The organism is Kluyvera sichuanensis (assembly GCF_040930405.1).
Taxonomy (GTDB): domain Bacteria; phylum Pseudomonadota; class Gammaproteobacteria; order Enterobacterales; family Enterobacteriaceae; genus Kluyvera; species Kluyvera sichuanensis.
This window is the reverse complement of record NZ_CP162271.1, coordinates 625,839-638,774: the sequence shown is the minus strand read 5'-3', so window position 1 is coordinate 638,774 and position 12,936 is coordinate 625,839. Positions and strand designations below refer to the sequence as shown.

Here is a 12,936-nt window from a genome sequence, read left to right as displayed (position 1 = left end):
TCACTTTTTGTGACAACATTATCAATAAGCAGGAAAACACAAATATTGCGTCAGGTCACTTTTAGCCCGGCAAAGGCCATTTTTTTCATCAATTCATCGCTAATCATCAGATATACCTAAGGTAGCTTAGACAAGGATTGGCGATTGGGTATCGTTTGCCGTAGAATGCCAGCCCTTATTAATAAATCTCAGACCTCTAAACGTCTAAAGGTGGATAACCACAAACCCCGCATCGGTAAGCCATCCGGTGTGTTGACATGGGACAGAGTAAGAAATTGAATACAAAATCGCGTTCGCTTTCACCGCTGGTGCAACTGGCGGGAATTCGCAAAGATTTCGATGGAAAAACGGTCATCTCCGATCTGAACCTGACCATCAATAACGGCGAGTTCCTCACGCTGCTTGGCCCCTCTGGCTGCGGTAAAACAACCGTTCTTCGCCTTATCGCTGGGCTGGAAAACGTCGATGCCGGGACCATCCATCTGGAAAACCAGGACATCACCGACGTGCCCGCCGAAAACCGCCACGTCAATACCGTGTTCCAGAGCTACGCGCTCTTCCCGCATATGACCGTTTTCGATAACGTCGCCTTCGGCCTGCGGATGCAGAAAACCCCGGCAAACGACATCAGCCCACGGGTTCACGATGCGCTGCGTATGGTGCAGCTTGAAGAGTTCGCCCAGCGTAAACCGCACCAGCTCTCCGGCGGGCAGCAACAGCGCGTCGCCATTGCCCGCGCCGTGGTCAACAAGCCGAGCCTGCTGCTGCTTGATGAATCCCTCTCCGCGCTCGACTACAAGCTGCGTAAGCAGATGCAGAACGAACTGAAAGCGCTGCAGCGCAAGCTCGGGATCACCTTCGTGTTCGTCACCCACGATCAGGAAGAAGCCCTGACCATGTCCGACCGTATCGTGGTGATGCGCGACGGCAAAATTGAGCAGGACGGCACGCCGCGCGAAATCTACGAAGAGCCGAAGAATCTGTTCGTGGCGAGCTTTATCGGCGAGATTAATATCTTCAACGCCACCGTTATTGAGCGTCTCGACGAGCTGCGCGTTCGCGCCAGCGTCGAAGGCCGCGAATGCAATATTGACGTCAAATTCCCGGTCACCCCAGGGCAGAAGCTCAACGTTCTGCTGCGCCCGGAAGATCTGCGCGTCGATGAAATTCACGACGGTACCGACGTCGACGGCCTGATTGGCTACGTGCGCGAGCGTAACTATAAAGGCATGACGCTGGAGTCGGTGGTAGAGCTTGAGAACGGCAAGATGGTGATGGTCAGCGAATTCTTCAACGAAGACGACCCCGACTTTGACCACTCGTTAGATCAGAAAATGGCGATTAATTGGGTAGAAAGCTGGGAGGTTGTACTGGCTGATGAAGAGCACAAGTAAGTTCCAGAATGTGGTGATTGCCACCATCGTCGGTTGGCTTGTGCTGTTTGTCTTCCTGCCCAACCTGATGATCATCATCACCAGTTTCCTGACGCGTGATGATGCCAACTTCGTCCAGATGGTCTTTACCCTGGACAACTACGCCCGGCTGCTTGACCCGCTATATGCCGAGGTGCTGCTGCACTCGCTGAACATGGCGTTTATCGCTACGCTGGCGTGCCTGGTGCTGGGCTATCCCTTCGCCTGGTTTCTGGCGCGCCTGCCGCATAACGTGCGCCCGCTGCTGCTGTTCTTGCTGATTGTTCCCTTCTGGACCAACTCGCTGATTCGCATCTACGGGCTGAAAATTTTCCTCAGCACTAAGGGCTACCTCAACGAATTCCTGCTATGGCTAGGCATTATTGATACCCCTATCCGCATCATGTTCACCCCCAGTGCGGTGATTATCGGTCTTGTCTATATTCTGCTGCCGTTTATGGTAATGCCGCTCTACTCCAGCATTGAAAAGCTCGATAAACCGCTGCTGGAAGCGGCGAAAGACCTCGGCGCCAGCAAGCTGCAAACCTTTATCCGCATCATCATTCCGCTGACCATGCCGGGGATTATCGCCGGCTGCCTGCTGGTAATGTTACCGGCAATGGGGCTGTTCTACGTTTCCGACCTGATGGGCGGCGCGAAAAACCTGCTGATTGGTAACGTCATCAAGAGCCAGTTCCTCAACATCCGCGACTGGCCGTTTGGCGCGGCCACCAGCATTACGCTGACCGTGGTCATGGGGCTGATGCTGCTGGTGTACTGGCGCGCTTCGCGCCTGCTGAACAAGAAGGTGGAGCTGGAATGATCGGTCGACTGCTGCGCGGCGGCTTTATGTCCGCCATTTATGCCTATCTCTATATCCCGATAATCATTTTGATCGTCAACTCATTTAACAGTTCGCGCTTCGGGATCAACTGGCAGGGCTTCACCACCAAGTGGTACAGCCTGCTGATGAACAACGACAGCCTGCTACAGGCGGCCCAGCACTCGTTAACGATGGCGATTTTTTCCGCCACCGCCGCCACGCTGATTGGCTCGCTCACCGCCGTGGCGCTGTACCGCTATCGCTTTCGCGGCAAACCGTTCGTCAGCGGCATGCTGTTCGTGGTGATGATGTCACCGGATATCGTGATGGCGATTTCCCTGCTGGTGCTGTTTATGCTGCTCGGTATTCAACTGGGCTTCTGGTCGCTGCTGTTCTCGCATATCACCTTCTGCCTGCCGTTTGTGGTGGTCACCGTCTACTCGCGCCTCAAAGGCTTTGACGTGCGTATGCTGGAAGCGGCGAAAGACCTGGGCGCCAGCGAACTGACCATTCTGCGCAAAATTATTCTGCCGCTGGCGCTGCCGGCGGTGGCCGCAGGCTGGTTGTTAAGCTTTACCCTGTCGATGGATGACGTGGTGGTCTCGTCGTTCGTGACCGGGCCAAGCTATGAAATTCTGCCGCTGAAGATCTACTCGATGGTGAAAGTGGGCGTTTCACCGGAAGTGAACGCACTGGCAACGATTTTGCTGGTGCTGTCGCTGGTGATGGTGATTGCCAGCCAGCTGATTGCACGAGATAAAACCAAGAGCCTGAAGGTCAGGCACTAAACTCAGGGGACGTAAAATGAAAAAATGGTCACGCCACCTGCTCGCGGCAGGTGCTTTAGCGCTCGGCATGAGTGCGGCCCACGCGGACGATAGCAAAACGCTCTATTTCTATAACTGGACGGAGTACGTGCCGCCAGGCCTTCTGGAACAGTTCACCAAAGAGACCGGCATCAAGGTTATCTATTCGACCTACGAGTCGAACGAAACCATGTACGCCAAGCTCAAGACTTACAAAGACGGCGCCTACGATCTGGTGGTGCCGTCGACCTACTTTGTCGACAAGATGCGCAAAGAGGGCATGATCCAGAAGATCGATAAAAGTCAGCTGAGCAACTTTAAGAACCTCGACCCGGAGATGCTCAACAAGCCGTTCGATCCCAACAACGACTACTCGATCCCCTACATCTGGGGCGCAACGGCGATTGGTATCAACAGCGATGCGATTGACCCAAAAACCGTCACCAGTTGGGCCGACCTGTGGAAGCCAGAGTATAAAGGCAGCCTACTGCTGACCGACGACGCCCGTGAAGTGTTCCAGGTGGCGCTGCGCAAGCTAGGCTACTCCGGTAACACCACCGACCCGAAAGAGATTGAAGCGGCCTACAACGAGCTCAAAAAGCTGATGCCAAACGTGGCGGCGTTCAACTCCGACAACCCGGCTAACCCCTATATGGAAGGCGAAGTGAATCTGGGGATGGTGTGGAACGGCTCCGCGTTCGTTGCCCGTCAGGCCGGTACGCCGCTGGAAGTGGTGTGGCCAAAAGAAGGCGGTATCTTCTGGATGGACAGCCTCTCGATTCCGGCCAATGCCAAAAACAAAGAAGGCGCGCTGAAGCTGATTAACTTCCTGCTGCGCCCGGACGTGGCAAAAGAGGTGGCGGAAACCATCGGCTACCCAACGCCAAACCTGGCGGCGCGTAAGCTGCTGAGCCCGGAGGTCGCCAACGACAAGTCGCTCTACCCGGATGCCGAGACCATCAACAAAGGCGAATGGCAGAACGATGTCGGCAGCGCCAGTACGCTGTATGAAGAGTATTACCAGAAGCTGAAAGCGGGACGTTAATTATCGCCCCGCTAGCCCGGCAGGCACTGCGCCGCCGGGCTACACCAACGCTATCTCCGCCGTAAAATGCATCTCCTCCCCTGCCCTCAGCAACACTAACCCCGGCTGTCCGTCCATCGAGTGCGCATCGACCGGATGGGTTTGCGGTTCAAGACAGACAAACGCTTCGCCTGGTGGGCGATACAGCATCAGCCAGGGCGTACGGGCCGTTAGCTGCACCGTTATGTCCGATCGTCGTAGCGTCGCCACGCCGCCCCAGCCCGAATAGCCGACATTTTGCCAGCGGTCAGCAACCGGCGCAGGCCGATTAAAGTCGGCATCCTCTGGAAGCCTGGGCTGCCATCGCCCAGGTAAATGCCGTTCCCCTTCTGGCCAGTAGCCAGCGGAAGAGAATGTCAGCGTCGTGTCGCTATCGAGGGTAAAGAACGGGTGGATCCCCATGCCATACAGCATCGGTTTGGCCCCGCGATGGCGCAGCGTTATCGCCACCTGCAAACGTGCTTCTACCAGCGTATAGCTCAGCTCGGCGTGATAATCGAAGCCGCAGCGGTGCCGTTGACTCAGAGTCAGAACGCAGCGTTGCGTCGTCTGTGATCCCACCGCCCAGCGGTTTACCCAGCCGTCACCATGCAGAAAGAAGTCATTATCCACCGGGGAGTCCGGCAGCGTTATCCGCTCTCCCGCCAGACTAAAGCGATTGTCGCGTACCCGGTTCGCCACCGGAAGCATGGGAAACAGGGCCACATCATCCGGCCGCGCCCCCTTCCCTGCCCGCAGTAGCGGCTGGCCGTCAGCCACCCGCTCGAGACTCTGCACGGCGCCACCTTGCGGTGTAATGCGCATCCGCAGATGCGCATTCTCAAGCAGCAGTTCGGTCATCAGTGCGCCCGACCGGTGTTGGCTGCCGTTGCGCTTTTCTGGTGGCCCGCCGCCAGCTGCTCTTCGAGCGCCTCCAGGGTCACGCCTTTCGTCTCAGGCACGTTACGCAGGATGTAGAGATAGCCCAGCGCGCAAATAACACCATAGAGCGTGAAGCTGCCTGATGCGCCCAGCCCGGCGTTCAGTAGCGGGAAGGTATAGGTCAGCAGGAAACAGGCCACCCACAGCGCCAATGTTGCCAATGACATCGCCAGCCCACGCACGCGGTTAGGGAAAATCTCCGCCAGCAGCACCCAGGTGACCGGCGCCAGCGTCAGCGCATAAATGGCGATCGCCGCCAGCACCAGCAGCAGCACCGGCCAGCCCATAATGCCCAGCGCGTAGGCTCCGGCAATCAACGCGTAGATAACCGTTAAGCCGCTCGCCCCCAGCAGCATCAGCTTGCGACGCCCCAGTTTATCCACTAGCGGCAGCGCGGCGATGGTGAAGACCAGGTTGATAATCCCGGTTGCGACTATCGATTTCAGCGTGCCGTTGATATCAAACCCGGCGGAGGCAAAAATCTCCTGCGCATAGTTGAAAATCACGTTGATGCCGCACCACTGCTGGAAGATAGCCAGTACGACGCCCATGATAACGACCGGCTTAACCTGCGGCTGTAACAGCGTAGAGAAAGCAACCCGCTGGCTGTCTTTCGCCAGCGTATGGGCGATATCGTTCAGGGTACGGCTGGCGTATTCCGGTGAACCAATGCGTTCCAGCATCTGGCGGGCGCGAGCCTCTTTCCCGGCCTTCATCAGCCAGCGCGGCGATTCCGGTACGATAAACAGCAGCAGTAAAAAAGCCACCGCCGGCAGAAGCTCCGCGCCAAACATCCAGCGCCAGCCCGTTTGCCCGTTCCAGCTTTCCACGATCGCCTGCTGGGTTGCCCCGGCGGCGACCGGCTCGGCAATCAGCAGGTTCACCAGCTGCGCCGCCAGCACGCCAATCACGATAGTCAGCTGGTTGATAGCCACAAAGCGACCGCGTTTTTCCGCCGGGCTCACTTCGGCGATATAGAGTGGGCTGAGCGCAGAGGCCAGCCCAATCCCGACGCCGCCGACAATGCGATACACCACAAACATGTCAAAGTTGCTGGCCATCGCCGTTCCCCACGCCGATGCGCTGAAGAGAATGGCCGCCAGAATAAGCGGCAGTCGGCGACCAAATTTGTCGGCACACCAGCCCGAAACCAGCGCGCCGAGCACGCAACCCACTAGCGCCGAGCTCATCGCCCACCCGGACTGCGCCGGATCGGTGATATTGAAATAGGCTTCATAGAACGGCTTGGCACCGCCGATCACCACCCAGTCATAGCCAAATAGCAGCCCGCCGCAGGCGGCGACCAGGCAGATGGTCCAGACGTACCCCATTTTTAATTCTGTAGCTTTCATGTTGATTTCCTCAGTCGGAAAACGCAGGGTCAGAGTGGCGGGTGGCTCGTGCCACCCGCTGTTATGTTATGGCAACAGCTCGCGTTTCAACACATGACGGAACAGGTGTGCTTTGTCGTGAGCCGGATTCAGCGCCAGCAGGCGGGTCAGCAATTCACTGGCGCGTTCACGTTCTCCCAGCCCCAGCCAGCCCAGCGCCTCGATAAACAGACAGTGCTGCTGATGCTGCTGGCGACTATCGCTATCCAGCGCCACCAGGTCCGGCAAGGACACCGCGAAGAAATCACTCTCCGGCGCAGTATCACGATTCGCTTCAGCCCAACGGATAAAGCTGCGGAAATGCGCGTCAGCCCCGGCGTGATCGCCGAGAACCCGGCGCGCCATCCCCTGCCAGAAGAGATAGTCGGCAGGCTGGTCGTTGTAGTAGCGTCCTGCCTCCAGCACCGATTCGCCGTCACGGGCACGGCTGAAGTAGTACCACGCCTGTTCGTGCTGGCCCATTTGAGAGGCATAGACACCCAGCAGATACCAGATGTCGTTATCCGTTTGCCCCGGCAGGCGGCCTTCGCCAAGGTTATGCGGGTAGTGCAGCGCGGCTTCCAGCAGTGCGGTGGCCTTGTGGGGATCGTCCTGTGCTAACGCCCGATGCATCTGATTGAGCAAATACTGTCCGGTAACCTTCCCCTCACCGCCTTCCCATGGATGGAAGACACGGTCGCGCAGAACCTCTGCGGCGGCGTCATAATCACCGTGGGCATGCCACAGGCTGAGCAGCTCGGCGGTCAGATCGTCGCGGCGGAAGACCACGCTCAGGCGGTCATTAAGCCGAGTTAATCGGGTCTCAACGCTTTCTGCGTTCAGCTTCGCAAGACAGTCCAGCTCAAACAGGAAGCGCGCATTCTCGGGTTCCAGCGCCACCGCCTGCGCCAGACTTTGCGCCGCCGCATCGGCATCGTGCTGTTTGTTCCACTGCCAGATACCCAGCAGGCGGTGCGCCGGGGCAAAGGCCGGTTCCAGCGTCAGGGTTTGCTGCCAGCAGGCTACCGCTTCGTCGTAACGACGTTTGCTGTACCAGAAGCAGCCCAGCAGCCAGATAGCAAAAGGTGAGTCCTGGAGCTGTTGCAGCATCTGCACTTCGTCCAGGGTATTGGGGAAGCGCACCCGGCGGGCGAAGGCCTGCCGCGCCCGTTGCAGGTTGACGGCACGATCGTCACCCAGCGCCGCGCGCCACAGCAACGGCAGCGTCTCCTGGCTGTCGAGGACGGCCAGCAGCGTTCGCGCGTCCTCGCGCAGGCCCAGCGAGACAAGCCAGCCGGCCAGAATGCTGGCGTTGGTTCCGCGCTGTCCCGTCACCTGCAGCAGAGCATCACGATCGGCAGCATCACCACGGATCGCAAAGCGCGCATAGTGCAGCGGGTAGCTCAGCGGATAGTGTGAAAGCTGTTGTGCAGTCCAGCGCAGCGCTTCGTCTTCCCGACCGAGACGCGCCAGAACCAGCGCCTTCAGCCCCATCGCCAGGTTGTTGCTGCCGTTAAACAGCAGGCTTTTCTCCACTTTTTCCAGCGCATCAGCATAGTCACCGCGCTTCATCGCCAGTCGCGCCAGCGCCCAGAAGGCCGCATCGCGACAGTTACCGCTCCAGCTCGCTTTGTAATAGCTATCCCATGCCGCATCGTCGTTACCCTGACGCTCCAGCGCCGTTGCCAGCAGCCAACTGGCCTCACCATCGCGCGGGTTTTTATTCAGACGATGCGCCCGCACCAGCGCGGCTTCCGCGCACTGCTGCGCCTGCCCCCAATCGGCGGCATTCAACGCCAGCGTACCGAGCGCGACGTTATTGCGATAATCGTGAGGGTCGATAGCCAGCGCACGACGGTAGTAGTCCTGCGCATGACGGCTGGCATGGTTATACTGCTCAAGGTGCTGGCCGATGAAATAGAGTTCATCCGGGTTATCAAGCGCCTCTGGCTGCGCCGGGGCTTGTGCTGCGTCCGGCAGCGGGGTCTCCTGCGGGATATGCTCGTCATAGCGCAACAGCGTGGTTCCGGTGGCATCCAGCACCGCCAGCGATAAACGTTGCGGCCCCGGCGACGGCAGCGTCTGCTGCCAGCTTTCCCCCGGCGTTAATGAGATAACGGTCTCCCACTGCGATTCGCCATCTGCCGTCAGCACAACGCTGACTTCATGCAACGGCGCCACGGCGTAGACGCCCAGCGTGATGTTATCGTCCTGGCGTTCCAGTTTGATAGCCAGGGTCGTGCTGGCGTTGTGCACCCGTCCCAATTCACCATATGGCAGGAAGTTCTGCACAAAGACCTTCTCTTCAAACGGGGCCAGCCAGGTGAAGTCAGGCTGATTATCGGTGTAGACCCCGGTCATCAGTTCAATGTACGGGCCGTTCTCATCGGTCAGGTTGCGATCCCAGGCCTGGCCAAAATCACCGTAGCCCCAGCTCCACTGTTTTTTGCCCGGTGAGACGTGATGGTCTGCAACGTGCAGCAGCCCGCCATGCTCGCCGTGATGGTAGGCGCCAACAAAGTCATAGTCTGATTTTTCCGCCATATAGGAGGTCGGTACCGGCACGTTTTTATAGCGTGAGATATCCACGCCAGCGGAGTAGTCCACCTTGTAATACGTCCCGGTGGCGATAGGGAATGCCGATACGGCGCGCTTGCCGTGGTCGAAAACGGCGGTCACGTCCGGTGGGAAGATGCTCTGGTGATCGTCACCGCCCTTCACCGCCGGGTTAGCCCACCAGAGGAAATGACGCGGAGTGGCGTTGCCGTTAAAGACCTTACCGGTAATTTCAATGAGCGCCCGGTCCGGATACAGCGTGAAGCCCGCCATCACCTGCAGACCACGCATCGGCTCCACTTCGCCCATCCATACCGTCTGTTCGCCCTGCTTGCCTGCCTGGATAGTGACGTCAACCGGCATAAAGGTGGTCGGGCGGTGATGCTGCGGCCAGTTAAACTCGATACCACCGGAGATCCACGGTCCCAGCAGACCAACCAGCGCCGGTTTCACCACTTCGTTGTAGTAGACAAAGTCACGCTCACGGACTTTATCGTAGGCACGATGAATACGCCCACCGAGCTCCGGTAGCAGCATGACGCGGATGAAATCATTCTCCATCCAGACCGCCCGGTAGTCGCGCATTTCACGCTCACCGGTCAGGGTATCAATCACCCCATAAGGCCAGACCGCGCCAGATGAGCCCTGATAGACGCGTTTTTCGAGAAACATGGGGTTAGGATCTTCGGCGCCGGTGGTCCATGTCGGGAGGGATACGGTTTCTTGCCAAACCTTCACTGCACTGTACATTCAGCTCTCCACTAAATAAATTGAAGTGAAATGGGGGAATGACAACATTCTGGCTGAGCATGTCGCGGTTAAAATGCGCAATGCTCACGCAATACAGTTAAGGGAGTTAAGTAAATGTTGCGAACCGGTTTTAATAATGCCCGGGTCAGGCAGACCAACAAGCAGGTATTTCTTGGTCATCTGTGGCGCGAAAAGCAGCTCAGTAAGTCCCGATTGGCGCAGATAACCGGGCTGTCGATCCCGGCGGTCAGCAATATTCTGCAGGAGTTGCTGGATGAAGGCCGTATTACCCATTCGCGGGAAAACCTCAGCCAGCGCGGGCTCAACAGCGGCAGCTTCCAGATCCCCACCGATGGCGCCTGGCTGCTGTGTATGAACGTGTCGCCTACCCACATCAGCAGCCAGTTAGCCGATAGCCGGCTGCTCCCCATCGGCGACGTGCAGCACGAAACCATTAGCGCCCCGCAGCCCACCGCGTTGATTAGCGCCATTGCGGCCCACTGGCGGCGGTATAGAAAGCAGCATCCGCAGGCCATCATTAACCTGGCGCTTGGTGTACATGGTCAGGTCGACCCGGTGACCGGGGTTTCGCAAACCATGCCGCAGGCACCGTGGAAAGCGCCGCTGGAAATCCGCTATCTGCTGGAAGAACAACTGGGCATACAGGTGCGCCTGGATAATGACTGTGTGATGCTGGCGTTGGCGGAGAAATGGCAAAACCCGGCGGCGCTGGCGGATTTCTGCGTGATTAATGTCGACTACGGCATTGGTTCATCGTTCGTGATTAACGACAGGATTTGGCGCGGCAGTCTGTATGGTTCGGGGCAAATTGGCCATACCATCATCAACCCCGACGGGATGGCCTGTGACTGCGGTCGCTACGGCTGTCTTGAGACGGTGGCGTCATTAAGTGCGTTGAAAAAGCAGGCCCGTATCTGGTTAAAATCTCGTCCTGGTAACCAGAGTCTCGACCCCGATAACCTCACCACCGCACAGCTGATCGATGCCTGGCGGCGCGGAGAAGGTCCGGTACGGGCGTGGGTGGAAAACGCGGCCAGCGCTATCGGGCTAAGCCTGTATAACTTTCTGAATATTCTCAATATTAACCAGATCTGGCTGTATGGTCGAAGCTGTGCCTTTGGCGAACCCTGGCTGAACACCATTATCCGCCAGACCGGGTTTAACCCTTTCGATCACGGCGATACACCGAAAATTAAGGCCACACAGATTGGATTCGGTCAATTGACCCCGGGGCAGCAGTTACTGGGCAGCGGTTATCTCTACGTCGAGGCATTGCTGAGTGAAGTTTAACCAACACAATGTAGCCCGGCCAAGCGCAGCGCCGCCGGGATGACGGCAATAAAAAAAGCGGAGCCTGAGCTCCGCTTTTTCATTGTCATAACCCAAACATCAAATTTCTTTCAGCAACTTCGCCACGAACGCTGGCACCACTTCGCTTGCCAGACCATAATGCTTCTCTTCAAACTCGCTGCCGACCTGGCTTGGCTCAAGGTTCAGCTCCACGGTGTGCGCGCCGTGCAGCTTCGCTTCGTGAACAAAACCCGCCGCCGGATAGACGTGCCCCGATGTGCCGATGGCGATAAAGATATCCGCCCTCGCCAGCGCCATATAGATATGGTCCATCTCAAACGGCATTTCGCCAAACCAGACGATATGCGGGCGCAGCGGCGCCGGGAACTGGCAGCAGTGGCAGCGATCGTCAACGGTCAGATCGCCCGGCCAGTCAAACACCTGGCCGCTTTGGGTGCAGCGCACCTTCAGCAGTTCGCCGTGCATGTGCAGCACGTTTTTATTGCCCGCGCGTTCATGCAGATTGTCGATGTTCTGCGTCACCACCAGCACGTTCTCGCCCAACGCCTCTTCCAGCCTTGCCAGCGCCAGATGCGCCGGATTCGGCGCAATCTCCGCCTGCTGTAGCTGACGACGGCGTTCGTTGTAGAAGCGCTGCACCAGCTCAGGATCGCGGTGGTAGCCTTCCGGCGTTGCCACGTCCTCAACCCGATGCTCTTCCCACAGCCCGTCCGCCGCGCGGAAGGTCCGAATGCCCGACTCCGCCGAAATGCCTGCGCCCGTCAGTACGACCACTCTTGGTTTATCCATCTCTTCTGGCATCACCCTGTCCGTAAAGAAAATTCGCTGGCGCAGACGCTGGCGCAGCTGACGTTTATTCCGACGAAAACGGCTCAATCGATGTAAGCGGCGCGACTGCATATCTACTCCATGTTAGTTGGTCAGATGAAGGAACGCCGCGCCGCGCATCCCCCCTGCATCACCGTGACGGGCGCGCTCAATGCGCGGCGTACGGGCTACAGGCAGTAAATGACGCGGTAAGCGTTGCGCTAGTCCATCGGCGATCGCTGTAAAATTAGATAACCCACCGCCGAGCACCACCAAATCCGGGTCGACGATGGTCAGGATGTTGCCAAGGCACACCGCAAGCAGATCCAGATAGCGTTCAACGTGCTCACGCGCGTTAGGATCCCCTTGCTGCCAGAGAGCAACAATTTCCGGCGAGGTCAGCGGCTGCTGATAAAAATGCGCGTACAGCCACGCAAAACCACGACCGGATAAATAGTTTTCAATGCAGCCGGACTGGCCGCAGCCGCAGCGGGTAAGCGGAAAATCACGCCCCACCACTTCCAGCGCATCCACCGGCAGGCGAATATGGCCAAACTCGCCGGTAATATAGCTATGACCGGTAATCGATTTACCGTTCAGCACGATACCGCCGCCAACGCCGGTGCCGAGAATCAGCCCCATCACCAGCGGATACTGGGTGAACTCGTCGTCCCAGGCTTCGGAAATCGCGAAACAGTTGGCGTCGTTATCCAGACGGACGTCGCGATCGAGCAAACGGCTTAAGTCTGCGCGCAGCGGTTTGCCGCTGGCCGCCGGGACGTTAGCCGCGTACAGCAAACCGCCCTCGGTTTCCGGCATGCCGGGAATGCCTATCCCCACTGTACCCCGACAGTCAAAGCGTTCGTCGGCCTCTTTTACCAGTGCGATGACCGCGTCAAGAAAGCGTTCATAGCTCTCTTTCGGCGTGGGAACGCGCGTTTCCCACCGTAGCTGGCGCGATGAATCAAATACGCCAAGTGCAATCTTGCTGCCGCCAATGTCAAATCCGTAATGCATCATTGTTCATTCCTCTAACTGACGCGCGCAGCAGCAAGGCCACACGGTCAGGACGTCA

At 58.0% G+C, this 12,936-nt stretch carries 10 protein-coding genes; 5 read left to right on the top strand and 5 right to left on the bottom strand.

Annotated features, from left to right (window positions below):
- The first annotated feature begins 257 nt into the window (after positions 1 to 257).
- The 4 genes from potA to potD are packed head-to-tail and all read left to right on the top strand — an operon-like array spanning position 258 to position 4,086.
- The gene (gene potA / locus AB2B48_RS03075; RefSeq protein WP_333012861.1) at positions 258 to 1,394 is read left to right on the top strand and encodes a spermidine/putrescine ABC transporter ATP-binding protein PotA; all 1,137 of its coding nucleotides are present in this window, start codon (positions 258 to 260) and stop codon (positions 1,392 to 1,394) included.
- The gene (gene potB / locus AB2B48_RS03070; protein WP_185666384.1) at positions 1,378 to 2,235 is read left to right on the top strand and encodes a spermidine/putrescine ABC transporter permease PotB; all 858 of its coding nucleotides are present in this window, start codon (positions 1,378 to 1,380) and stop codon (positions 2,233 to 2,235) included. Before potA ends, potB begins: the two co-directional genes overlap by 17 nt.
- The gene (gene potC, locus AB2B48_RS03065; RefSeq protein WP_185666385.1) at positions 2,232 to 3,023 is read left to right on the top strand and encodes a spermidine/putrescine ABC transporter permease PotC; all 792 of its coding nucleotides are present in this window, start codon (positions 2,232 to 2,234) and stop codon (positions 3,021 to 3,023) included. The genes potB and potC overlap by 4 nt, the downstream gene beginning before the upstream one ends.
- A gap of 16 nt (positions 3,024 to 3,039) precedes the next feature.
- A complete protein-coding gene (gene potD, locus AB2B48_RS03060; RefSeq protein ID WP_333498557.1) occupies positions 3,040 to 4,086 on the top strand; it encodes a spermidine/putrescine ABC transporter substrate-binding protein PotD in 1,047 nt (348 codons plus the stop codon).
- A gap of 39 nt (positions 4,087 to 4,125) precedes the next feature.
- Here potD and AB2B48_RS03055 read toward each other — a convergent pair whose 3' ends face one another.
- From AB2B48_RS03055 to AB2B48_RS03045, 3 genes are all read right to left on the bottom strand, one after another.
- Positions 4,126 to 4,965 (bottom strand): aldose 1-epimerase, encoded by an 840-nt coding sequence (locus AB2B48_RS03055; protein WP_368300763.1) that lies wholly within the window; start codon positions 4,963 to 4,965, stop codon positions 4,126 to 4,128.
- The gene (locus AB2B48_RS03050; protein ID WP_368300762.1) at positions 4,965 to 6,398 is read right to left on the bottom strand and encodes a sugar porter family MFS transporter; all 1,434 of its coding nucleotides are present in this window, start codon (positions 6,396 to 6,398) and stop codon (positions 4,965 to 4,967) included. The genes AB2B48_RS03055 and AB2B48_RS03050 overlap by 1 nt, the downstream gene beginning before the upstream one ends.
- Before the next feature lie 66 nt (positions 6,399 to 6,464).
- Entirely contained in the window at positions 6,465 to 9,722 is a 3,258-nt protein-coding gene (locus AB2B48_RS03045; RefSeq protein ID WP_368300761.1) for a DUF5107 domain-containing protein, read from the bottom strand.
- 114 nt (positions 9,723 to 9,836) lie between these two features.
- Between AB2B48_RS03045 and AB2B48_RS03040 the strand changes: the two genes are divergently transcribed.
- Positions 9,837 to 11,033, top strand: a complete 1,197-nt coding sequence (locus AB2B48_RS03040) for an ROK family transcriptional regulator (RefSeq protein ID WP_368300760.1) — start codon at positions 9,837 to 9,839, stop codon at positions 11,031 to 11,033.
- 99 nt (positions 11,034 to 11,132) lie between these two features.
- Here the strand turns inward: AB2B48_RS03040 and cobB are convergent, their stop codons facing one another.
- Positions 11,133 to 11,954: a Sir2 family NAD+-dependent deacetylase gene (gene cobB, locus AB2B48_RS03035; RefSeq protein WP_185666391.1), complete on the bottom strand. Its 822-nt coding sequence runs from the start codon at positions 11,952 to 11,954 to the stop codon at positions 11,133 to 11,135.
- Positions 11,955 to 11,966: 12 nt separating this feature from the next.
- Positions 11,967 to 12,878, bottom strand: a complete 912-nt coding sequence (nagK, locus tag AB2B48_RS03030; RefSeq protein ID WP_220439564.1) for an N-acetylglucosamine kinase — start codon at positions 12,876 to 12,878, stop codon at positions 11,967 to 11,969.
- Positions 12,879 to 12,936 lie beyond the last annotated feature (58 nt).